20 protein-coding genes are annotated in these 22392 nt (G+C 63.1%); 12 read left to right on the forward strand and 8 right to left on the reverse strand.

The features are described from left to right. Nucleotides 1–53: 53 nt before the first annotated feature. The 3 genes from A4A58_RS17040 (at nucleotide 54) to A4A58_RS17050 (ending at nucleotide 2761) form a co-directional block, all read left to right on the forward strand. A complete protein-coding gene (locus A4A58_RS17040) occupies nucleotides 54–1814 on the forward strand; it encodes an adenylate/guanylate cyclase domain-containing protein (RefSeq protein ID WP_068734208.1) in 1761 nt (586 codons plus the stop codon). 166 nt (nucleotides 1815–1980) lie between these two features. Next, the gene (locus tag A4A58_RS17045; RefSeq protein WP_068734241.1) at nucleotides 1981–2226 is read left to right on the forward strand and encodes a hypothetical protein; all 246 of its coding nucleotides are present in this window, start codon (nucleotides 1981–1983) and stop codon (nucleotides 2224–2226) included. 334 nt (nucleotides 2227–2560) lie between these two features. Further along, entirely contained in the window at nucleotides 2561–2761 is a 201-nt protein-coding gene (locus A4A58_RS17050; RefSeq protein WP_068734210.1) for a cold-shock protein, read from the forward strand. Between the two features lie 280 nt (nucleotides 2762–3041). On the opposite strand, the gene A4A58_RS17055 is transcribed toward A4A58_RS17050, so the two are convergent. Both A4A58_RS17055 and A4A58_RS17060 read right to left on the reverse strand, forming a co-directional pair. Then, nucleotides 3042–3611, reverse strand: coding sequence for a hypothetical protein (locus A4A58_RS17055; protein WP_433993632.1), 570 nt, complete (start codon nucleotides 3609–3611; stop codon nucleotides 3042–3044). Nucleotides 3612–3790: 179 nt separating this feature from the next. Continuing rightward, nucleotides 3791–4255 carry an Lrp/AsnC ligand binding domain-containing protein gene (locus A4A58_RS17060; RefSeq protein ID WP_068734214.1) on the reverse strand — a complete coding sequence of 155 codons (465 nt, stop codon included), beginning with the start codon at nucleotides 4253–4255 and terminating at the stop codon, nucleotides 3791–3793. 112 nt (nucleotides 4256–4367) lie between these two features. On the opposite strand from A4A58_RS17060, the gene putA reads away from it, so the two are divergent. From putA to A4A58_RS17075, 3 genes are all read left to right on the forward strand, one after another. Further along, nucleotides 4368–7370 (forward strand): bifunctional proline dehydrogenase/L-glutamate gamma-semialdehyde dehydrogenase PutA, encoded by a 3003-nt coding sequence (putA, locus tag A4A58_RS17065; RefSeq protein WP_068734243.1) that lies wholly within the window; start codon nucleotides 4368–4370, stop codon nucleotides 7368–7370. A 134-nt stretch (nucleotides 7371–7504) separates the two neighbouring features. After that, the gene (locus A4A58_RS17070) at nucleotides 7505–8710 is read left to right on the forward strand and encodes a CaiB/BaiF CoA transferase family protein (protein ID WP_068734216.1); all 1206 of its coding nucleotides are present in this window, start codon (nucleotides 7505–7507) and stop codon (nucleotides 8708–8710) included. A gap of 219 nt (nucleotides 8711–8929) precedes the next feature. Beyond that, a complete protein-coding gene (locus A4A58_RS17075) occupies nucleotides 8930–9493 on the forward strand; it encodes a fasciclin domain-containing protein (protein WP_068734218.1) in 564 nt (187 codons plus the stop codon). 70 nt (nucleotides 9494–9563) lie between these two features. On the opposite strand, the gene A4A58_RS31160 is transcribed toward A4A58_RS17075, so the two are convergent. The 3 genes from A4A58_RS31160 to A4A58_RS17085 all read right to left on the reverse strand — a co-directional run bounded on the left by A4A58_RS31160 (nucleotide 9564) and on the right by A4A58_RS17085 (nucleotide 12291). Further along, the gene (locus A4A58_RS31160) at nucleotides 9564–9722 is read right to left on the reverse strand and encodes a hypothetical protein (protein ID WP_176454609.1); all 159 of its coding nucleotides are present in this window, start codon (nucleotides 9720–9722) and stop codon (nucleotides 9564–9566) included. A gap of 12 nt (nucleotides 9723–9734) precedes the next feature. Next, nucleotides 9735–11240 carry a hypothetical protein gene (locus A4A58_RS17080; RefSeq protein WP_068734220.1) on the reverse strand — a complete coding sequence of 502 codons (1506 nt, stop codon included), beginning with the start codon at nucleotides 11238–11240 and terminating at the stop codon, nucleotides 9735–9737. Nucleotides 11241–11334: 94 nt separating this feature from the next. Next, the gene (locus A4A58_RS17085; protein WP_081421921.1) at nucleotides 11335–12291 is read right to left on the reverse strand and encodes a hypothetical protein; all 957 of its coding nucleotides are present in this window, start codon (nucleotides 12289–12291) and stop codon (nucleotides 11335–11337) included. 173 nt (nucleotides 12292–12464) lie between these two features. Between A4A58_RS17085 and A4A58_RS17090 the strand changes: the two genes are divergently transcribed. After that, nucleotides 12465–13076, forward strand: coding sequence for a glutathione S-transferase family protein (locus tag A4A58_RS17090; RefSeq protein ID WP_068734224.1), 612 nt, complete (start codon nucleotides 12465–12467; stop codon nucleotides 13074–13076). Between the two features lie 3 nt (nucleotides 13077–13079). Here the strand turns inward: A4A58_RS17090 and A4A58_RS17095 are convergent, their stop codons facing one another. The 3 genes from A4A58_RS17095 to A4A58_RS17105 are packed head-to-tail and all read right to left on the reverse strand — an operon-like array spanning nucleotide 13080 to nucleotide 15091. After that, the gene (locus tag A4A58_RS17095) at nucleotides 13080–13577 is read right to left on the reverse strand and encodes a TPM domain-containing protein (RefSeq protein WP_068734226.1); all 498 of its coding nucleotides are present in this window, start codon (nucleotides 13575–13577) and stop codon (nucleotides 13080–13082) included. Next, on the reverse strand, nucleotides 13577–14458 hold the full coding sequence (locus tag A4A58_RS17100) for a TPM domain-containing protein (RefSeq protein ID WP_068734227.1): 882 nt from the start codon (nucleotides 14456–14458) through the stop codon (nucleotides 13577–13579). Before A4A58_RS17100 ends, A4A58_RS17095 begins: the two co-directional genes overlap by 1 nt. A gap of 24 nt (nucleotides 14459–14482) precedes the next feature. Beyond that, nucleotides 14483–15091 carry a LemA family protein gene (locus A4A58_RS17105; protein WP_068734229.1) on the reverse strand — a complete coding sequence of 203 codons (609 nt, stop codon included), beginning with the start codon at nucleotides 15089–15091 and terminating at the stop codon, nucleotides 14483–14485. Nucleotides 15092–15279: 188 nt separating this feature from the next. Between A4A58_RS17105 and A4A58_RS17110 the strand changes: the two genes are divergently transcribed. From A4A58_RS17110 to glgA, 5 genes are all read left to right on the forward strand, one after another. Beyond that, nucleotides 15280–16842, forward strand: coding sequence for an AMP-binding protein (locus A4A58_RS17110; RefSeq protein WP_068734231.1), 1563 nt, complete (start codon nucleotides 15280–15282; stop codon nucleotides 16840–16842). A gap of 184 nt (nucleotides 16843–17026) precedes the next feature. Continuing rightward, a complete protein-coding gene (locus A4A58_RS17115; RefSeq protein WP_068734233.1) occupies nucleotides 17027–17530 on the forward strand; it encodes a helix-turn-helix transcriptional regulator in 504 nt (167 codons plus the stop codon). Further along, nucleotides 17527–18951: an MATE family efflux transporter gene (locus A4A58_RS17120; protein ID WP_081421920.1), complete on the forward strand. Its 1425-nt coding sequence runs from the start codon at nucleotides 17527–17529 to the stop codon at nucleotides 18949–18951. The genes A4A58_RS17115 and A4A58_RS17120 overlap by 4 nt, the downstream gene beginning before the upstream one ends. Before the next feature lie 168 nt (nucleotides 18952–19119). Beyond that, complete coding sequence (locus A4A58_RS17125; protein ID WP_068734235.1) at nucleotides 19120–20511, forward strand: MFS transporter; 1392 nt, start codon at nucleotides 19120–19122, stop codon at nucleotides 20509–20511. A gap of 197 nt (nucleotides 20512–20708) precedes the next feature. Then, a complete protein-coding gene (gene glgA / locus A4A58_RS17130) occupies nucleotides 20709–22130 on the forward strand; it encodes a glycogen synthase GlgA (protein WP_068734237.1) in 1422 nt (473 codons plus the stop codon). Nucleotides 22131–22392 lie beyond the last annotated feature (262 nt).

Below are 22392 nucleotides of genomic sequence, written 5' to 3' on the forward strand. Positions count from 1 at the left end.
TCCGGGGGCCGCTCCGGATGGCATCGGAGCGCGTCTCGCCGTAGGGTTTCGCCATGGACGCGACGTTCAAGACAGTCGGCAAGCCGCCCGGGGCCACCCCCGCCACCGCGTGGTGGCGCAGTGTCGGCCTGCGCCAGATCCGCCTGGCCTGCGGGCTGGTCCTGTTTGCCTATCTGCTCAGCCATTTCCTCAACCACGCACTTGGCAATATCTCGCTCGACGCGTTGCAGGCCGGCGTTATCATCCATGCCGGCTTCTGGCAGTCCTTCCCGGTCGCCGAGATCTTTTATTCGGCCGTCACGATCCATGGCGCACTCGGCATCTGGGCGCTGTACGAGCGCCGGCAATTTCGCTGGCGGGCCATCGAGCCACTGCAACTCGTGCTCGGACTCAGCATCCCGGCACTCATCGTCGCCCATGTTGTCGCCGTCAGGCTCGGCCAGAACCTGTTCGATATCGACCGCAGCTACCCGCAGGTGTTCTATGGCTGGATTACATCTCCGCTCAGAACGTGGTCGATGTATCTCGTGGTGCTCGTCTCCTGGCTGCACGGCTGCATCGGGCTGTATTTCTGGCTGCGGCTGAAAGTTTATTTCAAGCGCGTCGCGCCCTACCTGCTCGCAGCAGCGGTTCTAATTCCGACACTGGCGCTGCTCGGCATCTTTCAGGGCAAGCGCGAGGTCGAGGCAAAGCTGGCATCGCCGCAATGGCAGGCCGCAAATCTCAACGAGACACGGCTCGGCACCGAGCCGCAACAACAGACCCTGGGCGATCTCACAGATCAGCTCCTGATCGGCTATGCCGCGCTGCTCGCCCTTGTGCTGGCGGCACGCGGCATCCGGCAGGTGGTGGAGCAGCGCGCAGGAATGATCAATCTCGCCTATGGCGATGGCCGCAAAATTCGCGTCCCCACGGGACTTAGTGTCCTCGAAGCCAGTCTGCGCCATCGCGTTCCGCATGCCAGCGTCTGCGGCGGACGCGCGCGCTGTTCGACCTGCCGCATTCGTATCACCAGCGACATCGGCAACCTGCCAGCACCGTCAGCACGCGAAGCCTTTATTCTGAGCCGCATTGGCACCGGTGCCGATCCCGCGGTTCGCCTTGCCTGCCAGTTGCGGCCGACAACTGATGTGGCCTTCGTGCAATTGTTCGCACCACAGGTGACCAGCGCGAATGCGCATGCATCGCAGCCGGCGCGGATCGGCCAGGAGCGTTATCTCGTCTGCATGTTCGTCGACATGCGCGGCTCGACCATGCTCGCCGAGAAGCGGCTGCCTTACGACACCGTATTCATCGTCAATCGCTTTCTCGACGCCGTCTCGCAAGCTGTGATCGCAAGCGGCGGCCAGCCCAACCAGTTCATCGGCGACGGCGAGCTGGCGCTGTTCGGCCTCGCCTGCGATCCGCAGACTGCGTGTCGTCAGGCCCTGCAGGCTGCACGGCTCATTGCCGAGAATATCGACGCACTTAATCTCGCCCTCGCCCACGACTTGCCGCAGCCGCTGCGTTTCGGCATCGGCATTCATGGCGGCGAAGTCATCGTCGGCGATATCGGCTATCGCGATCACATGGTGTTCACCGCACTCGGCGATGCGGTCAATGTCGCTGCGCGCCTGCAGGACATGACCAAGAGCCTCGCCTGCGAAGTCATCATCTCCGAAGAAGTCTGCACCACTGCAGGCCTCGCGGGTGACGCGCTGCCACAACAGGACGTCGCGATCCGCGGTCGCGCCGCGCCGATGAATGTACGCACGATCACAGACGCCAAGGTACTTTCATCTCTCGTTACCAGCGACATGGTTTCCGCGCTTTAACGCTGTTCCTGCAGGGCGCACACGCTTTACCCGCCTGAACAAGTATTCAGAAAATTCCTACAGAATTTCTTCGAACCCGCTCCGAAATCGATGCGACGAATTTGCGATGGATCGAACGGACAGATCCCGCAACCAGCGCTCCGCGCATCACTGAAGGAGAATGACCATGTTTCGCAAACTCGCACTCGCATTCGTTGCTGCAGCTTCCCTCGGCGCGATGGCGCTGACGCCGTCCACAGCATCGGCCCATGGCTGGGGCTGGCATGGCCATCACCACCACTTCCATGGCGGCGGCTTCTACGGTCCCACTTTCGGCGTCGGCTATGTCGGTGGCGGCGGTGGATGCTATGTGAGCCGCCGCGTGATGACGCCCTACGGCCTGCGCTGGCGTACGGTTAACGTCTGCTACTAATCCTCGCATGAGAGCTGCGAACCCCGGCCGCGTCGGCCGGGGTTTTGCATTGCAGCGATATCACCTGCGTGCAGGCGACAACGCATGGTCGTATCGCGACCGAGCCTGGCACTCTGCTTTTGCGACCTTCCGCCGCGTCGGAAACATCCTGAATAGCGACCTGAATAGCGACGAATCCCGGCAAATTGGACAGATAACGGTCGGTTTGGACGATTTCTGCACGCCGTTTGAGCTATCAAGCTTGGCAATCCGCGGGTAACGTGCGCATGTCGGATATGCCGGTTTGCGGGGACCGGGTGTTCGTTATCGATTTTGATCCCGCGGAGACGACGTGATGACTAAAGGCACTGTGAAGTGGTTCAACCCGACGAAGGGTTACGGATTCATCCAGCCGGCGAATGGCGGCAAGGACGTGTTCGTTCATATTTCGGCAGTTGAGAAGGCTGGCCTTTCGACACTGAACGAAGGACAGACCGTTGAATTCGAGGAAGTTGCCAACCGCGGCAAGACCTCGGCTGAGAACCTCAAGGTCTGATACATCTGGTTTGATACCAGTGTGATCCGGCTACTTCCCCGAAGTTTTCCAGATCACGCCTCAACAATGTAGAGCGCATTCGGCACGAGCGGTTTCCTCCAAAGGGGCACTTCTCCTGCAACGCAATCAGTTTCACGCAGGATTGCGCTAATTCGATCCGCGGTGTGCGCTCTAGCCTAACTCCCAAAACCCGAGCTGGGATCTTTCGAAGGTCCGCTCCTTAGAGCTGCTAGTTGACGTGACGCACGCCTCAGCGACACGACGGCGCTCCATTCCCGCTTCAGTTTTCCTTGACCCACTGATCGGCCGGCTTGACGTCCGGCAGCTGCGCATAGCCGCGCGTCCACATATCGACGACCCATTCGGTGCCCGTCGCGCGGTCCAGCAGCACGGCGGTATTGTGCGGCGTCTGCAGCACCAGCGCATTGCCGCGATAGCGCGGATTGCCCACCGTGTGATGCTTGAGCAAACCCCAGTCCTGGATGATCAGAAGCAGGCTGGTGACGTTGCGCGTCGTGTCCCAGCAATCGAAATTATGCTTGTCGTCGAAATAGCGGAAATCCGCATTGGCGATCCGCTTGTCGGTGCCGAGCACCGGGCCGACGCGGCGGTCCCACCACACGACCGCCTTCTGCACGGCAGCGCGCTCCGCCGCGGCCGACGCCTTGCCTGCGGCGAGAAGCTTGGTGAGCGCGGCCCTGTCGGCAGACGTGAAATCGAAGGCGTGGCGACGCCGGCAGACGAAGCCGTAGCAGATGGTCATGGAACCGGCGGATGGCGGGTAGATCGACACCGACGTGTAGAGATCGCTGACCTCGCGGGACATTTCGATCGCGCGGGCATGCGACATCGAGAACAGGCCGGTCACTGCGATGACACTTGCCGCCATCAGAATACGAAAATCGGCGACACGAAGATTGAAGTAGCCTGCCCGCATGATTTGCTCCGAGAGAAACGCGCGGAAACCTAACGCAGGGTCTCCACGCTGCCAAGACAACGGCAAGACAACGGCAGCGTTATCCCTGCTCGCTATCCCACCGGCAGCGGTGCGTCGCGCTTCACTTCTTCCATGACGGCATAGGTGCGGCTCTCGCGCACGCCGGGCAGCGCCAGCAGGCTTTCGCCGAGAAAACGGCGATAGGCGCTCATGTCGGCAACGCGCGCCTTCACCAGATAATCGAAACCGCCGGCCACCATGTGGCACTCCAGCACCTCGGGCGCGAGCCGCACGGCCCGGGCGAAGCGTTCGAACACGTCGGGCGTGGTCTTGTCGAGCAACACCTCGACGAACACCAGCAGGCCAAGGCCGAGCATCTGCGGATTGAGCCGCGCGCCATAGCCTTCGATGTAACCGTCGCGCTGCAGCCGCTTCAACCGCTCGCCGATCGAGGTCGGGGACAGGCCGACCTTCTCGGCCAGCTCGACATTGGCGATTCGGCCGTCAGCCTGCAGGACGGCGAGGATTTTACGGTCGATTTTGTCGATGTCACTCATATCAGGTGTATAGCACGGTCATTTCCGGATTATCTAAGGTAAAGTTGCGATATCTCCTATCGAATTACGGATGGACCGGGATTAGGGTTGCAGAATGTCCGAGGAAACGCCCATGCCGCCCGATTTCATGCCTCCCTTCACGGCTCCCTATGCACCGGATGATGGGGCCATCGCCGCCGGGCTTCTGGCCGACGCGGCCATGACGTCCGCCCAGGACGCGCAGATCGACGCATCGGCCACTCGCCTGATCGACGCGATCCGCGCCAAAGACGACCGCTTCGGCGGTGTCGAGGACATGCTGCGGGAATATGCGCTCTCCACCAAAGAAGGCCTTGCGCTGATGGTGCTGGCGGAGGCGCTGCTGCGGGTGCCGGACGCACGCACCGCCGATGCCTTCATCGAGGACAAGCTCGGTCAGGGCGACTTCATTCATCACGAGACCAGATCCAGCGCCTTCCTGGTCAACGCCTCGGCTTGGGCGCTCGGCATCTCGCAGCGCGCGATCCAGCCTGGCGAGACGCCGACGGGGACGCTGGGCCGGCTGGCGAAGCGGATCGGCCTGCCTGCGGTGCGCACCGCGACGCGGCAGGCGATGCGGCTGATGGGCAGCCATTTCGTGCTCGGCGAAACCATCGATGCGGCGCTGGCCCGCGCCCGCGCGCCGTCCGAGCGCCCGGCACGCTACTCCTTCGACATGTTGGGCGAAGGCGCCCGCACTGCCGACGACGCGCAGCGCTATTTCGACTCCTATGCCTCGGCCATCTCGGCCATCGGCCACGCCGCGGACAACAGGCCGCTGCCCGACCGGCCGGGTATCTCGGTCAAACTCTCGGCATTGCATCCGCGCTATGAGGCGGTGAGCCATCAGCGCGTGATGCGCGAACTGGTGCCGCGCCTGATCGCGCTGGCGCAGCAGGCAAAGGCCTATGACCTCAATTTCACCGTCGATGCCGAAGAAGCCGACCGGCTCGAACTCTCGCTCGACGTGATCGATGCGGCCTTTGCCGATCCGTCGCTGGCGGGATGGGACGGTTTCGGGCTTGCTATCCAGGCCTATCAGAAGCGCTGCGCGGATGTGATCGACCACATCGACGCGCTGGCGCGCAAACTCGATCGCAAGATGATGGTGCGCCTTGTGAAGGGCGCCTATTGGGACACCGAGATCAAGCGCGCGCAGGAACGCGGGCTCGACGGCTATCCGGTGTTCACACGCAAGGCGATGACCGATCTCAACTACATCGCCTGCGCACAGAAGCTGCTGGCTTTGCGGCCACGCATTTTTCCGCAATTCGCCACGCACAATGCGCTCACCGTCGCGACCATCCTCGAACTGGCCGGCACGAGCGGCGGCTATGAGTTCCAGCGCCTGCATGGCATGGGCGACGCGCTCTATGAGCAACTCGGCAAGGATCATCCCGCGATCCGCTGGCGTACTTATGCGCCGGTCGGCAGCCATCGCGATCTACTGGCCTATCTGGTGCGGCGCCTGCTGGAGAACGGCGCAAACTCATCCTTCGTGGCGATCGCCGCGGATGACGCTGTGCCGGTCACGACGCTGCTGCAGCGACCGGCCGCGATCATCGGCTCTCCCGATCGCGCGCGACACGCGAAGATTCCGCTGCCAGCCGATCTCTATCGACCGGAGCGCACCAATTCACGCGGCATCGAATTTGGCGAACGCGCTGCGTTGATCAAATTGCTGGCCGAGATTGCGGCCAGCAAGCCAGACATGCACAAAATCGTTGATGCCAATGCCGAGCAGGCAAATGCTGCAGTGACAGCAGCATGCACAGGCTTTGCATCGTGGAGCCGCACGCCGGCCGAAGACCGCGCGGCGATCCTCGACAACGCCGCGGGCCTTCTGGAACAGCGCCGCGCGTCCTTCATCGCATTGCTGCAACAGGAAGGTGGCAAGACGCTAGATGACGCGCTGTCGGAAGTCCGCGAAGCCATCGACTTCTGCCGCTATTACGCCGCGCAGGGCCGCAAGCAATTCGGCACTGGCCAGACAATGCTCGGGCCAACCGGTGAGAGCAATGTGCTAAGCATGCGCGGCCGTGGCGTCTTCGTCGCCATCTCGCCATGGAATTTTCCGCTGGCGATCTTTCTCGGCCAGGTGAGCACCGCGCTGATGGCGGGGAATGCGGTCATTGCCAAGCCTGCCGAACAGACACCGCGCATCGCGGCACAGGCTGTACGCCTGCTTCATGAAGCCGGTGTGCCCACGTCAGCACTGCATCTGATCCAGGGTGACGGCCGCATCGGTGCCGCGCTGGTGGAGCATCCCGCCATCGCCGGTGTGGTGTTCACCGGCTCGACAGAGGTGGCGCGATCCATCAACCGCGCCCTCGCCGGAAAGGACGGCCCGATCGTCCCCCTGATCGCCGAGACTGGCGGCATCAATGCGATGATCGTCGATGCTACCGCCCTTCCGGAGCAGGTCGCCGACGATGTGGTGATGTCAGCATTCCGGTCGGCCGGCCAGCGCTGCTCGGCATTGCGGCTGCTGCTGGTGCAGGACGATGTCGCAGACCGCATGATCGAGATGATTGTCGGCGCGGCCGAGGAACTCAAGCTGGGCGATCCCTCGGACCCTGCCACCCATATCGGCCCGGTGATCGACGCCGAGGCAAAGCAAAAGCTGGATACGCATATTGCGCGCATGACGACCGAAGCACGCGTGCACTTTGCGGGCACGGCACCTGCAGGCAACTTCGTCGCGCCGCATATCTTCGAACTCGCGAGCGCACGGCAACTCACCGAGGAAGTGTTCGGTCCGATCCTGCATGTGGCGCGCTACCGCGCTGCCGACTTCGACAAGGTGTTGCAGGACATTGCCGACACCGGCTACGGGCTCACGCTCGGCGTGCATTCGCGGATCGACGATATGGTTGAGCGCGTGATCGCGCGCCTGCCGGTCGGGAATGTCTATGTGAACCGCAACATGATCGGCGCCGTGGTGGGCGTGCAGCCCTTCGGCGGCTTCGGACTCTCCGGCACCGGACCAAAGGCCGGCGGCCCGCATTACCTCGCCCGCTTCGCCACCGAACAGACGGTGACGATCAACACGGCTGCCGCGGGTGGCAATGCAGCATTGATGACGGGCAACGACTAGCAGCGCTGCTTCCCGTTTCAGGCCGTTGCGTCACCCATCGAAGATGGGTCAAATGCGTCACCGGATTCCAGATGGAATTAAATTCCGGCAGACGGCAAGAACAACACACAGAACAAAAGCGACGGGAGTGACGTATGGAAGACGGTCTGTTCAAAGGGCTGAAGGTGCTGGACTGCGCGAGTTTCATCGCCGCGCCCGCCGCAGCCACAGTGCTGTCCGACTTCGGCGCCGATGTCATCAAGATCGAGCCGCCCGGTGCCGGCGACCCCTATCGCAATCTGCCCAACCTGCCCGGTTATCCCAAGAGCGAGCACAACTATGCGTGGATGATGGAGAGCCGCAACAAGAAGAGTCTCGCGCTCGATCTGGCCAAGCCGGAAGGCCAAGCGGTGCTCTACAAATTGATCGCCGAGGCGGACGTCTTCATCACCAATTTCCCGCCGCCGGTGCGCAAGCGCCTGAAGATTGCCTATGAGGATATCGCGCCACTGAACGAGCGGCTGATCTATGCCTGCTTCACCGGTTACGGCGACAAGGGCGCGGAAGCTGACAAACCAGGTTTCGACTCCACCGCTTGGTGGGCACGCTCCGGCATGATGGATCTGGTTCGCGCCGATGAGGACACCACGCCCGCGCGGTCGATTGCCGGCATGGGCGACCATCCCTGCGCCATGGCGCTTTATGGCGCCATCGTCACCGCGCTCTACAAGCGCGAGAGGACCGGCAAAGGCTGCCAGGTAAAATCCAACCTGATGGCCAATGGCGTGTGGTCGTCGAGCGTGATGGCGCAAGCCAAACTTGTCGGCGCCAAATTCGAGAAGCGCCGCTCGCGCGAGGAAGCGCTCAATGCCGTCACCAATCACTACAGGTGCCGCGACGGTCGCTGGATCATGCTGTCGCTGCTTGCCGAAGAGCGACAATGGCCGGCTTTCACCAAATGCCTCGGCCGCGAGGACCTGCGCGACGATCCGCGCTTCGCAACCAAACCCGATCGCCATGCGCGCTCGGTCGAACTGATCAAGATCCTCGACGAGGTGTTCGCGACCCGCGACCTCGCCGACTGGCGCGAGCGGCTTGACGGCAACGGCCTCGTCTTCGGCTTCGTCGGCATCCTCGACGATATTCCGAACGATCAGCAGATGAAGGACAACGATGTGCTGATCCCGTTCGAGGGAACCGACATCCTCACCATCAACAGCCCGATCTGGATCGGCGGCGAGACCAAGCGCAAGCCGCATCTGCCGCCATCCATCGGCCAGCACAGCGACGAGATCCTGCGCGCCGCTGGTTTCGACGATGCCGAGATTGCGCGGTTGCGCGCCACCGGCGCGGTAGCATAGTCACGCAAATAGCGGACTACGCAGCTCGCGCAAAAGAGTTTCAATGTTGCGATGCGGCCCGTGATCACGAAGTGGTCACGGGCCAATCTGAAACCGCCTCCCTCAAAACGCGTAGCTGGTCTCGTTGGCGCAACAGGCACTCGCCATGTCGCGCGGCCACGAGATCACAACGTCTGCGGATTCCCCGCCGGCGACGCCACAATCAATCGGGAGACGACCATGTCCAAGAAGCGCATTGCATTGCTGTCATTTGCCGCCTTCAGCACGCTGATGATTTCGGCGAGCTTCCTCGAGCCTGCTGCTGCCAAGATGAAGGGCGAGAACACCGTCATGGTTGGTGGCGCCGCCATGTATCCGTCGAAGAACATCGTCGAGAACGCCGTGAATTCGAAGGATCACACAACGCTGGTCGCCGCCGTGAAGGCCGCCGGCCTCGTCGATACGCTCGCCAGCCCCGGTCCGTTCACCGTGTTCGCACCAACCAATGCGGCATTCGGCAAACTGCCGAAGGGCACGGTCAACACGCTGGTGCAGCCCGAGAACAAGATGACCCTCACCAAGATCCTCACCTATCATGTGGTGCCCGGACGGCTCTCGGCGGCCGACCTAACCGATGGCAAGAAGCTGACGACTGTTGAAGGCGAACAGCTCACTGTAAAGCGCTCGGGCGGCAAGGTCATGATCGTCGATGCCAAGGGTGGCGCCTCCACCGTGACGATCCCGAACGTCAACCAGTCGAACGGCGTGATCCACGTCGTGAACACCGTGCTGATGCCGGGCTGATCACCTTTCTCCTCTCAGCGACGAGACGGCGCATTCCCAAAGCCTCGGCTGTTGGGGATGCGCCTTTTTATCACCGGGCCAGCAGCCATCCGAAGAAGCCGAGCCCGAGCAGAACCGCCACACCGATCGCCCAGACGCTGACGCGGATGCTGCTTGTCGTCTGCTGCTTGCTCTCGTTCTCGGCGATCGCGATGTCGCGTTCCTTGATCTCTTTGTCGGTCTCGTTCATCGCATCCTCATTTCATTTCACGAAACACATGCCGATCGCAGACGACGCATCCGCGCCAACCTGCTGACAGGCGAGACCTTCGGCACAGGTCCAGGACGCGAAACTCTTGTCCGCGACGCCCTTCTGCTTCGGTCGATAACATGTCGCGCCCCAGCCATCGAGGAGAGGCGATCCCGCGAGTTCATTGTTCCCGCGCGTCTGCGGCCGGTCCGAGAAACCGCGTGAAAAGTCTGGCGCCTTTCCATCGCGCATCGCGATGACGATATCGCGACGACGGGGCTGGTCACCGATGAAATGCGGCGATGCCGGCACCGTCCCCTGCGACTGGTCCGCGAGCGTGTCCGCGCCGGGAAAATGGAAACCACCGATGCCGCGGATCTGGTGGCAACCACCGCAGGTGATGTCGTTCAGCCGCCGCGCGAAGCCAGCCAGCGAACGGATATTCTCCAAGGCGCCGCCCTGCGCCACTGCCCGCTCCAGCGCGGCGACGACGTCACGCTCGCTGAACACGCCCTTCCCCTTAGCATCCGTTGCCATCAGCCCGAACTCCGGCTGCAGGGCCGACGGTGCAAAGCCGACCGGTGTCGACGACAGCGACGAGGTCGCGAGGAATTTCTCGGGGATCAACACCATGCCGCGATCGAAGGCCCGCAGATTGTTCGGTGCGAGCAGCCAGTCACGAAATGCGCGACCGAGCGCCGCGTCAACCAGCAACCGGTCGCGGTCGATCTGGTTCTCCATGGGAGCCTCGCGAAACTGCTTCGCGGTGGCATCGAAGCGAAACACCTTCTGCAAATAGTCGGTGCGGAATTCCTGCGTATCGGACTTCGGCCGATGCGCGATCTGCAGATTGGTCTCGATGCGGTCGATATGCGCGGCTGTGATTGTCGCAAGCGGGCCATCCGGTTTCAGCAAGCGATCCGCGCGTGCTGCGCCAGTCTCGGTGAACGACGCTGAGTTAAGCCAGCGCCCGGCGAGATCCGCGCATGTCACCGATGCATCGTTTGGGTCCTTCGCATGAAGCACAAGATTAAGCGTCATGGGCAGACGCGGCGGTGTTGTGCCGGCGGCCGTGCGCGTGAGGCGATAGATCAGCCTGATTTCACCGCAGGTATCCGGCGCGACATAGGCCCGGTCCATACGATTGACGATCCCGGCCAGCACGAAGCGCGCATCGGGCGATGTCAGCATCGCCTGGTCGAACTGTTGCACGTCGTGGGCGGGGCCGACGCCGATGCTCGCGCGCGGCTCATGCTTTTGATGATCGGCGAGATAGCGCGCAAAGGCATCGTCCAGTGCCGCGCGGATTTGTGTCATCGCAGGCAGAGCAAATAGCGCGTCATTGGAGATCGGCGTCGTCCGCGCGGGATCGAGCAGTTGCGCGAGGCCGAATCCGCGTGTCTCAAGTGCCCGCAATGCCCCGGGATCGGTGACGGCAAGACCATTGCCCTCATCCGCCCGCGCGACGGGAGCCACGAGGCAGAGCAGCACGGCGATGAAGCTCAAGCGAAGTCGCACGGCGCAATCCCAGACGTCACGTCGGGAGGCTAGCCCAAAACAAAGGCCGCTGCACCAGCAGCGGCCTGAACGCTTTCATCGCAGAAAGAGCGGATCAGCGGGCGACGATCAGGCCCTTGGAGGTGACCACCGTCCAGCGGCCGTCCTGCTTGCGGATCGCATCGATACGGCCGAGGCCCGGAACCGGATCGCCGGCATAGACTTCGAAGATTCCGGCACGGCCCTCGATAGTGGCGCCGCCGCCGGCGATGTCGATGATGCGCCAGCCGTCGACCATGGGCAGGCGCGCAACTTCGGGCTTCGGCGCCGGAGTCGGCACCGGGGCGTTGATCGAACCGGTCACTTCCTTGGCCGGCGCCGAGGCAACCGGTGCAGGGGTCGGCGCGGGCGCAGCAGCAGGCGGCGTGGTGCGCAGCTTTTCGACGATCTCGCTCAGCTTGGCGAGTTTCGCGGCCGGTTCGGCCTGGCCCTTCTCAAGCTTGTCGAGACGCTCGGCGGACTTCGCGCGCGCCGCAATGGACTGCTTGGCGTTGCGGTCGACCTCGGCCTTGAGCGCCGAGAGTTCGCCGTCGAGACGGGCGATATGGTCTTCCAGTGCCTGGTTGGTCGACCTGGTGTCGTCGGCGGCAAACAGCTTGCCGAGGCCCGACATCGCGACCGAACCGCCAACTGCGCCGACGGTGATGCCCAGCGCGATCATCGCCGCGATCGCCATCATCCGGCTGCGGCCAGCCTTTTCTGCGGACTCAATCTTCGGCTCGGCATTGACGAAGTCTTCCCAGGAGTGCTCCCGCGACGCATGCTCGCGGGATGCGCCGTCACGCGGGCCGCTGTCGCGAGAGGGAGCCATGATGGTGATCCGGCCGGGCGCTCCGAGCTTCGGCGCTTCCCTCTTTGGCATCTGGGCGGGGCGCTCGTTGCCCTGCTCCGGTGCGAGCTTCGGCGAATCCACGTGAATGTCAGCATCGTGGGAACCGGCCGCCGCCGCGGCGCCGGTGTCGACGTGATCGCCGCTGACGTCTGGGGTGGAATCGGCCTTGTGCTCGCTCACGATCAAATTCTCCGGAATAGATGAACACTTTGGTAACTTTCATTGCTTGCCAAATCCTTACCGCCCGCCGTGCTTACGAAAATTTCACCTCTTGTCCGGCGGAGGAACCGTTGCTTGACGCGCACCCGCCCGGCCCGCACAACAGCTGCCAACAAGACAATCGGGGAAATGCCATGAAGCTCTACGATTCCATCGGGCCGAATCCACGCGTGGTGCGCATGTTCTTGGCCGAGAAGGGTATCAGCCTCCCCGTCCAGACCGTCGATCTTGCTGCCGGTGAGAACCGCGAGCCTGCGCATCTGGCGCGCAATCCGCATGGCCAGATGCCGACGCTCGAACTCAATGATGGCGCCTATGTTTCGGAGACGGTGGCGATCTGCGAATATGTCGAGGAAACACGTCCAACGCCGGCGCTGATCGGCACCACGCCAGAGCAGCGCGCGGAGGCCCGGATGTGGCGCCAGCGCGTCGATCTCAACATCTGCCAGCACATCGCCAATGGCTATCGCTTCGCCGAGGGGTTGAAGCGCTTCGAGACGCGCATCGTCTGCGTGCCGGAAGGCGCCCCGGGCCTGAAGACAATCGCCATCGACCGGCTGCGCTGGCTCGACGGACAGATGGGCGGCAAGACCTTCATCTGCGGCGAGCGGTTCACGATGGCCGACATCGTGTTGTTCTGCTGGCTCGATTTTGCCGACAAGGTGAAGCAGCCGTGGGATCGCGGGAACGCAAATGTCGCGGCGTGGTTCGAGCGGGTGAATACGCGCGAGTCGACGAAAGCGTAACGGCTACAGCACCACCGGCGCATCCGGCAGTTCGTTCACCGAGCCGGCATCGCGCGGAAAATGCGTTGCCAGATGCCGCGTCACCGCGTCGATGCCCTTGATCACGCCTTGCTCGAAATGCCCGGCGCGAAACTCCGCTTCCATCATCTGGCAGATCGCTTCCCAGCCGGGTTTCCCGACGCGGGCATCGATGCCGCGGTCGACCACGATCTCGACATCGCGATCGGCGAGCAGCAGATAGATCAGCACGCCGTTGTTATGCGCGGTGTCCCAGACACGCAGTTGCGCGAACACATCGATGGCGCGTTCGCGCGCCAACTGATTGCGGAACAGTGGGGCGCCGTCCAGCGCGCCTTCGACGACAAAGCGGATTTGGCCGGCATGGCTGGCCTCGGAAGCCTTGATGGCCTGCTCGATCGCCGCCAGCGATTGCGGCGGGAACGCCTTGCGGACCCGCGAGCGATTGCCGAGCAGATGGTTACCGATGCGTTTCAGGCTCATCACCAACTCCCCGAAGCGCCGCCGCCACCGAAACTGCCACCGCCTCCACTGAAGCCGCCGCTGCTCGATGAACTCCCTGATGACCAGGAACCGCCGCCGCCACCGATATAGCCACCGCCACGACGTCCACCACCTCCGCCGCCCGACATGAGGGCCTCGCTGATCAGCGTAAAGAAAAACGCGACCACGCCGAGAATGCCGCCGAACAGCAGGCTGCCGGCGACAAGCCAGACCACCGTGGTGACGAGCCCACCGGTCGCCAGCGAGCCGAACAGCCGGCCGAAAATATTGCGCAGGATGCTGCCGAAGATCAGCACGCCGAACAGCAGGAACGGCGCATATTCCATGATCTGATCGAGGGCATTCGAATTGCCCTTCCATTCGTCCGGCGCCGGCAGCGGCTCGCCGTCGATCACCTTGATGATCTGGTTGACGCCGGCTGTGACGCCACCCGCGAAATCGCCGGTCTTGAAGCGCGGCGTGATGATCTCGTCCATGATCCGTTTCGTGGTCACGTCGGTCAGTGCGCCTTCGAGGCCGTAGCCGACTTCGATGCGGAGCTTGCGATCGTCCTTGGCGACCAGCAGGATCGCGCCGTCATCGACTTTCTTGCGGCCAATCTTCCAGGCTTCGGCAACGCGGATGGAGTATTGCTCAATGGCTTCCGGCGCCGTGGTGGGCACGATCAGCACCACGATCTGGCTGCCCTTGCGCGACTCGAAATCACGCAGCGTGCTGTCGAGCGACGCCCGGTCGGACTCGCTCAACGTCATGGTCTGATCGATCACGCGCCCCGTCAGAGCCGGCACGGCCACATCGGCCAGAGCAACGGCGCTCCAGCACAGCAGCAATGCGAGCAGACAGGCTTTAATCGCCTTCATCGGATCGGCCTGATCGGCACCGGCCTATTTCGCAGGCGCCGGCGTCGGGTTGAAGTCGACCTTCGGCGCGGTCGAAATCTCACTCTCATTGGCGACAGAGAAATTCGCCTTCTCCTTGTAGCCGAACATCATGGCGGTGAGATTGTTCGGGAAGGTGCGCACACCGACGTTATAATCCTGCACCGACTTGATGTAGCGGTTGCGCGCCACGGTGATGCGGTTCTCGGTGCCTTCGAGCTGCGACATCAGATCCTTGAACAGCGCGTCCGACTTGAGCTGCGGATAGTTCTCGGTAACCACGAGCAAGCGCGACAGCGCGCTGGAGAGTTCGCCTTGCGCGGCCTGGAATTTCTGCAGCGCGGCAGGATCGTTGACCACATCAGGCGTCGCCTGCACCGAGCCGACCTTGGCGCGTGCATTTGTGACGCCCAGAAGAACGTCCTTCTCCTGCTGCGCGAAGCCCTTCACGGAATTCACGAGATTCGGCACGAGGTCCGCGCGGCGCTGATACTGGTTGACTACTTCAGACCAGGCCGACTTGACCTGCTCATCATTGGTCTGGATCGCGTTGTAACCGCAATTGGTCAGGCTGAGGGTCGCCAGTGCTGCCAGCACGGTCCAAAACTTGCGCATGAAATTCTCCTGTGACGCGGCTCAAATGGCTCGACCGCTTCTAGCACAGGCAAACGACGAAAGCCGCCACAAGTTCATCGCGAATGCTGCAATGCCCATACGGGTTTATGTTTGCATGCCCGGCATTCATTGTTAGCGTTGCCACAACCATCGGCCCACAGAAGCCGAGGACATTCGGGGAGGTTTCCATGACGGACGTGCTCAACGCGTTTCCGACGGTCGGGGCGCAGACCTTGCGGGCGCTGGCGCGCTATCCGGATCGCATCGCTTTCAGCTGGCCCGGCGGCTCGATCACCTATCGCGGCACCACGGACCTGATCGCGCGGCTGCAGAATGTGTTTATGAACCTCGGCGCACAGCCCGGCACGAAGGTGGCGCTGCTCACCGCCAATCGCGCCGACACCTGGTGCGCCGGCGTCGCCGCGCAACTGTCGCGTTTCGCAATCTCCTGGCTGCACCCGCTGGGCTCGATGCAGGATCAGATCGACCAGATCGAGGACGCCGAAGCAACGATCCTGATCATCGATGCCGACAACTTCCTGCAGCGGGGCGGCGAGCTCGCCTCGCGCGCGCAGGGCCTGCAACACGTATTCACGCTGGGCCGTGCGGACTACGGCATCGATCTGCTGAAAGTCATCGGCTCAGGCGGCAGCGCCACTGCGCGGGACTTTGCACATGTCGATGATATCGCCGTACTGAACTACACCGGCGGCACCACCGGCAAATCCAAGGGCGCGCTACGCCGCCATCGCGAAGTGTCGGGTTTTGCCAGCGCCATTCTGTCCGACTTCGAGATCCCGGACACGCCGAGCTATCTCACGGTGGCGCCGATCAGCCATGTCGCCGGCACCAAGGTGCTGCCGACGCTGATGCGCGGTGGCACCGTGCATATGCTGAAGGGCTTCGATCCCGAAGCGGTGCTGAAGACCATCGAACGCGAACGCATCAATTTCACGCTGTTCGTGCCGACCATGATCTATGTGTTGCTCGACAACCCGACGCTGTCAAAGACCGATCTATCGTCGCTCGATCTGGTGCTTTACGGCGCATCGCCGATGTCGCCGAGCCGGCTGGTGGAAGGCATCGAGCGGATCGGTCCAGTGTTCTCGCAACTTTATGGACAGACCGAATGCTATCCAGTGTCGGTGCTGCGCAAGACGGATCATGATCCGAAGAAGCCCGAGCTGTTTTTGTCCTGCGGTTTTCCGATCGCGGTCTGCGATGTGCGTATTCTTGATGATGACGATCAGGAGGTCTCGCCCGGCGAGGCCGGCGAGATCTGCGTGCGCGCGCCGCATGTGATGAAGGAATACTGGAAACGTCCGGAGCAGACGGCGGAAACGCTCAAGAACGGCTGGCTGCATACTGGCGACATCGCCCGCGCCGACGAGCGGGGCTACATGTTCATCCTCGACCGCAAGAAGGACATGATCGTCTCCGGCGGATTCAACATCTTCCCGCGCGAGATCGAGGACGTGTTGACCACTCATGCCGATGTCGCCATGTGCGCCGTGGTCGGCATTCCCGACGACAAATGGGGCGAGGCCGTCACCGCCATCGTGGTCGCGCGTGGCGGCGCGAAGCCGGACGCCAACGAACTGATCAATCTGGTGAAGACACGCAAGGGGTCGGCCCATGCGCCGAAACACATCAAGTTCGTCAGTGAACTCCCGATGACCGGCGTCGGTAAAATCGACAAGAAGGCGCTGCGCGCAAGCTTCTGGGTCGGACGCGAGCGGATGGTGGGGTAAGGGCCACCAAACACGTCATTCCGGGGCAGACCGAGCGCGCAGCGATCGGGTGAACCCGGAACGACATGCTTGAAGTGGCGTCGGCCCCGCCCTGAGGCAAACCAATCGGTTTGCCTCAGAATGACAGTGGAGGGTCACCACCTAGTGACTTGCATGATGATAGTTACTCGCCTATCTTCCCGCCATGGAGCGCAAGAGTTTCGAAAAACTGGAATGCCCGGTTGCCCGCAGCCTTGAGCGCGTCGGCGAATGGTGGAGCATTCTGATCATGCGCGATGCCATCTACGGCATGACGCGGTTCGACCAGTTCCAGAAGAACCTCAACATCGCGCCGAACATGCTGACCCGTCGGCTGGCAGTCCTGGTCGAGGCCGGACTGCTGGAGAGGCGGCAATATTGCGAAAAGCCGCCGCGCTACGAATATATCGTGACCCCGCGCGGCCGGGATTTCCGCTCCGTGCTGTGGTCGCTGCAAAGCTGGGGCAACCGGCACTTCGCGCCTGAAGGCGAGAGCGTTGTTCTGATCGACAAGGAGACCGGCGAGACCGCCGATCCGATCCTGGTCGACCGCCGTACCGGCAAACCAATCACCGAAGCCACCCACGCCAATGCGCCCGGCCCTGCCGCCAGCGCACGCGTGCAACGGCGGCTCAGCAAACCGCGCCCGCAGAAGGACGGATCACTATGAAACTCGAAACGCCGCAAGCCATCGTGGCCGCAGCAGCTGCCCCCGTTCCGGAGATGAACCCGCGGACACGCATGCTGCTGCAGGCGCCAATCGCCTCCACGCTGGTCAAGCTGGCCTGGCCCAATCTGCTGGTGATGCTCGCGCAGGCTTCCACCGGCCTGATCGAGACCTGGTGGGTGTCGCATCTCGGTACCGACGCGCTGACCGGCATGGCCGTGGTGTTTCCCGGCTTCATGATGATGCAGATGCTGTCGGCTGGTGCCATGGGCGGCGGCATTTCCTCGGCGATCGCCCGCGCGCTCGGCGCAAGGCGCACCGACGATGCCGAGGCGCTGGTGATGCACGCGACCCTTATCAATATCCTGCTCGGCCTCATCGGCTCGGCGATCTTCCTGATCTGGGGCCGTGCGATTTACACGGCGATGGGCGTCAGCGGCGGCGCGCTGGACGCAGCCATGCAATATTCCAACGTGGTATTCGGCGGCAGCGTCCTGGTCTGGCTGATGAACGGCTTTGCCAGCATCATCCGCGGCACCGGCAATATGCTGGTGCCCTCGCTGTCGATCTGTATCGGCGTCGTGCTGCTGATCCCGCTGTCGCCGCTGCTGATCTTCGGCTGGGGTCCGATCCCCGCACTCGGCATCGCCGGCGGTGGCTGGGCCGTGGTGCTGTCGACCTTCACCGTCGGCGCGGTGCTCGCCGGCTACATTCTCTCCGGCCGCTGCATCGTGCATTTCAAGCTGGCCCGCCTGCGCTGGGATCTCTCAGCCGACATCCTGCGCGTCGGCGCCATCGCCGCGGTCATCTCGCTGCAGACGAGCTTCACCGTACTGCTCACCACCGCGCTGGTTGGCGGCTTCGCCGGCGGCGACGCCGTGGCGGGCTTTGGCACCGGCGTCCGGCTGGAATATCTGATGGTGCCGCTGGCCTTCGGCTTCGGCGGACCTCTGGTGGCCCTGGTGGGCACCAATATCGGCGCCGGGCAGGAGCAGCGCGCACTGCGGGCGGCGCTGATCGGCGGCGGCATGGTGTTCGTGATCACCGAAACCGTCGGCCTGGCGGCCGCGATCTGGCCGGCCGCCTGGCTCGGCCTGTTCGGGTCGGATCCGCAGATGATCGAGACCGGAAGCGCCTATCTACGCATCGTCGGTCCGGCCTATGGCTTCTTCGGCCTCGGCCTGTCGCTGTATTTCGCGTCGCAGGGCGCCGGCAAGATGCTCTATCCGCTGCTGGCCGGCGTGCTGCGCCTCCTGATCTCCATCGGCGGCGGCTGGCTGGCGCTGCGGCTGACGGGATCGCTGACCTGGCTGTTCGCCTGCCTGACCTTCGCGCTGGTCGTCTACGGCACTATCATCGTCACGGCGGTGGCGTCCGGGACCTGGTTCAAGACCAACCGGTCTGACGGCGATGTAATCACCTGACAGCGATGTGATCGCCTGACAGCGATGTGATCAGCCGAAAGCGGATTTTCCGCTGGGAATAAAGATGTGCATATGCCTCATGCAGTTACACGCCTGTAGGGGCAAAGCGAACTATCCTAGATAGCGCGGATCGGCGGCCAGTTCGGCCGCACCCAGGAATCCCCAGCTATGGCAGACGGTATCGCGGCACAGGCTCCCCAGCCGACGGAAGGGCTGACGCCGAGCCAGCAGCGTTGGGCGCGGCTTGCCATCTTTACCGCCCTTGCCATGGCCTCGCTCGATACCGCCATTGCCAATATCGCGCTGCCCTCCATCGCCAGCGACCTGCATGCCACGCCAGCGGATGTAATCTGGGTGGTCAATGTGTACCAGATCGCCATGGTCGCCACGCTGCTGCCGTTCGGCGCGCTGGGCGAGATTGTCGGCCATCAGCGCATCTATCTCGGTGGGCTGATCCTGTTCACGATCGCGTCCGTCGCCTGCGCATTCGCGTGGTCGCTGGACACTTTACTGTTCGCGCGGGTGCTGCAGGGCCTCGGCGCCGCCGGCGCCATGAGCGTCAATGCCGCGCTGGTCCGCGTGGTTTACCCCCCAAGCCATTTCGGCCGCGGGCTCGGTCATAACGCCCTCGTCGTCGCGACGGCCTTCACCCTCGGCCCCACCATCGCCTCGGGCATCCTGTCGGTTGCAACCTGGCCCTGGCTATTCGCGATCAACCTCCCCTTCGGCCTCGCCGCCATTGTCATCAGCCTCAAGACCCTGCCAAAGACCACGCGCGCCACCCATCGTTTCGATTTCTTTGGCGCTTTGCTTACCTCGCTCTGCCTCGGCCTGCTGATCCTCGGCATCGACAGCGCCGCGCATCACACGGCGCCGTCCATCGTCGTCGCCGAACTGGTTGCCGGCCTGTTGTTCGGCTGGCTGCTGCTCCGCCGGCAGGCCGATCACCCTGCGCCCATGCTGCCGATCGACCTGTTCCGCCGCCCGCTATTCGCGCTGTCGGCGGCAACGGCGGTGTGCTCGTTCTCCGTCCAGGGCCTCGCCTTTGTGTCGCTGCCGTTCTATTTCGAAGAAGTTCTGCATCGTTCGGCAGTCGAGACCGGCTTTTTTCTGACGCCCTGGCCGCTGGTCGTCGGCATCATGGCGCCGATCGCCGGCCGGTTGTCAGACCACTATCCCGCCGGGCTTCTTGGCGGTATCGGCATGGCCTTGCTGGGCACCGGCATGGTGCTGCTGGCCACTCTGCCGCCCGACCCGAGCGTCGCCAATATCGTCTGGCGGATGGTGATCTGCGGCGCCGGCTTCGGCTTCTTCCAGGCGCCGAACATGAAGGCGATCATGTCGAGCGCGCCGGCCGGCCGCAGCGGCGGCGCTAGCGGTATCGTCGCCACCGCCCGGCTGACCGGCCAGAGCATGGGCGCGGCACTCGCCGCCTTCTGCTTCGGCCTGTTCGGCCATGGCGGCGCGACCTGGGCGCTGGCGCTCGGCGCCGGCTTTGCCGCGCTCGGCTGCATCATGAGCTTCCTGCGGCTGATCGTCCCGTCGTCACCCGGTCACTGATTCAGAGATAATTTTGCGAACTCACATTTCTCTTTTGCAATGCCGTATTAAGTGATGTGATATACTGCAGTGCAGAGACAAATATTTTGCGGCGCAAGTAACAAAACTGAGTTCCATTGCCCTTCGGTTCCGTAAGTACCCAAAGACGCTGGACCAGTTTCGTATCCTTGTAGTCGCGGCGGGCACGAGGGCGTTTCTTGAGGGTACTGTTCGTCACTCCAGAGATTGACGACTTCATCCGGGTGGGCGGCCTCGCAGCCGTGTCCGCCGCCCTCCCTAGAGCTTTGCGTATCTGGACCGACGTTCGCATCATCCTTCCCGGCTACCGCGACGTCGTCACGCAGTTTCCTGACATCGAGATCGTCGGCGAATGCCCGGCGCTGGCGGAAATGCCTGCCTGCTCGGTCGGCCTTGCCGCGACCAAGGACGGGCTACCGATCTATATCCTGCTCTGCCCGCAGCTCTATGACCGTCCCGGCAATCCCTATGGCGACGCCTGCGGCCGCGACTGGCCGGACAATGACATCCGCTTCGCGCGCTTCGCCTCCGCTGCTGCGTTGCTCGCCTCGGGCAAGCTCGACAAGAACTGGTCGGCCGATCTGGTCCACGCCAATGACTGGCAGGCGGCCTTGGTGCCGGCCTATCTCGCCTGGAGCGGCGTCAAGATCCCGACCATCCTGACGATCCACAATCTCGCTTATCAGGGCCTGTTTCCGAAGTCTTCGCTGCGCCGGATCGGTGCGCCGGCGGAGTCGTTCCATATCGACGGGCTGGAATTCTACGACAAGCTGTCCTTCCTCAAGGGCGGGCTGATCTACTCGTCGCACCTCACCACGGTGAGTGAGACCTATGCGCGCGAGATCACCACACCCGAACTCGGCTGCGGGCTGGAAGGCCTGCTGACCAAGCGCTCGAACGAGTCGCGTCTGACAGGCATTCTCAACGGCATTGATGAGAGCTGGGACCCGCGCGTCTGCGCGGAGCTCATGAGACCGTTCGGCGCGGGCGACTGGGAAGCCAAACGCGCCAATGCCGACGGGGTACGCCAACAATTTGGGCTCGCACTCTCCCGCGGGCCCATTTTTGGTTTGGTCGCCCGCCTCGTGCATCAGAAGGGTGTCGACCTCGTATTGTCAGCGGCCGACGCCATCGTGTCCGCCGGCGGACAGATCGTCGTCACCGGCCGCGGCGAGACCGAACTGGAGAATGCGCTGATGGACGCGCATCGCCGTCGCCCCGACGCCATCGGCGTGGCCATCGGCTTCAACGACCGCGAGGCCCGTCGCATCTTCGCCGGTAGCGACTTCACGCTGATGCCGTCACGCTTCGAGCCGTGCGGCCTGAGCCAGATGTATGCGCAGCGCTTCGGCTCGCTCCCCATCGGTCACCAGACCGGCGGCCTTGCCGAGACCATCGTCGATGGCGAGACCGGCTTCCTGTTTACGCAGCCATCCACCGAGTCATTTCTGGGCGGGATCCTGCGGGCGTTTGCGACCTACGGATCGAAGGACCGTCTGAACTCGATGCGCCGCAGCGCTATGTCGAAGTCGTTCAGCTGGAATATTTCTGCGGCCAGCTACAGCGCGCTGTATCGCAAGACGATCGTCGCCGGGGCGTGATCGGGCTGTTTCATCCCATCTTCCGCATCCTCCCCGTCGTCCCGGCGAAAGCCGGGACCCATAAACGCTGGAGACTTGGTGAAGATGCGGTCGTAGTGACCGAGCCGTTTAAATCACGCTGACCGTGGTTATGGGTCCGCTGAGTTCTCAAACGAAGTGCAACACCAGACTAGGGTGTTGCGATGGACCGAACCTACGCCCAGCTGTCGCTGGATGACCGCTACAGGATTGCCCAGCTTTACGCCGAAGGGCGCTCGATCCG

This window comes from Tardiphaga robiniae (assembly GCF_001618955.1).
In the GTDB taxonomy this organism is placed as follows: domain Bacteria; phylum Pseudomonadota; class Alphaproteobacteria; order Rhizobiales; family Xanthobacteraceae; genus Tardiphaga; species Tardiphaga robiniae_A.

Coding starts and splice junctions, on each gene's coding strand:
- A4A58_RS17110 (WP_068734231.1), top strand. CDS start 15,280: ATGACGGACGTGCTCAACGCGTTTCCGACGGTCGGGGCGCAGACCTTG.
- A4A58_RS31160 (WP_176454609.1), bottom strand. CDS start 9,722: ATGAACGAGACCGACAAAGAGATCAAGGAACGCGACATCGCGATCGCC.
- A4A58_RS17040 (WP_068734208.1), top strand. CDS start 54: ATGGACGCGACGTTCAAGACAGTCGGCAAGCCGCCCGGGGCCACCCCC.
- A4A58_RS17070 (WP_068734216.1), top strand. CDS start 7,505: ATGGAAGACGGTCTGTTCAAAGGGCTGAAGGTGCTGGACTGCGCGAGT.
- A4A58_RS17100 (WP_068734227.1), bottom strand. CDS start 14,458: ATGAAGGCGATTAAAGCCTGTCTGCTCGCATTGCTGCTGTGCTGGAGC.
- A4A58_RS17050 (WP_068734210.1), top strand. CDS start 2,561: ATGACTAAAGGCACTGTGAAGTGGTTCAACCCGACGAAGGGTTACGGA.
- putA (WP_068734243.1), top strand. CDS start 4,368: ATGCCGCCCGATTTCATGCCTCCCTTCACGGCTCCCTATGCACCGGAT.
- A4A58_RS17075 (WP_068734218.1), top strand. CDS start 8,930: ATGTCCAAGAAGCGCATTGCATTGCTGTCATTTGCCGCCTTCAGCACG.
- A4A58_RS17055 (WP_433993632.1), bottom strand. CDS start 3,611: ATGTCGCATGCCCGCGCGATCGAAATGTCCCGCGAGGTCAGCGATCTC.
- A4A58_RS17115 (WP_068734233.1), top strand. CDS start 17,027: ATGGAGCGCAAGAGTTTCGAAAAACTGGAATGCCCGGTTGCCCGCAGC.
- A4A58_RS17095 (WP_068734226.1), bottom strand. CDS start 13,577: ATGAGCCTGAAACGCATCGGTAACCATCTGCTCGGCAATCGCTCGCGG.
- A4A58_RS17090 (WP_068734224.1), top strand. CDS start 12,465: ATGAAGCTCTACGATTCCATCGGGCCGAATCCACGCGTGGTGCGCATG.
- A4A58_RS17045 (WP_068734241.1), top strand. CDS start 1,981: ATGTTTCGCAAACTCGCACTCGCATTCGTTGCTGCAGCTTCCCTCGGC.
- A4A58_RS17125 (WP_068734235.1), top strand. CDS start 19,120: ATGGCAGACGGTATCGCGGCACAGGCTCCCCAGCCGACGGAAGGGCTG.
- A4A58_RS17060 (WP_068734214.1), bottom strand. CDS start 4,255: ATGAGTGACATCGACAAAATCGACCGTAAAATCCTCGCCGTCCTGCAG.
- A4A58_RS17105 (WP_068734229.1), bottom strand. CDS start 15,091: ATGCGCAAGTTTTGGACCGTGCTGGCAGCACTGGCGACCCTCAGCCTG.
- A4A58_RS17120 (WP_081421920.1), top strand. CDS start 17,527: ATGAAACTCGAAACGCCGCAAGCCATCGTGGCCGCAGCAGCTGCCCCC.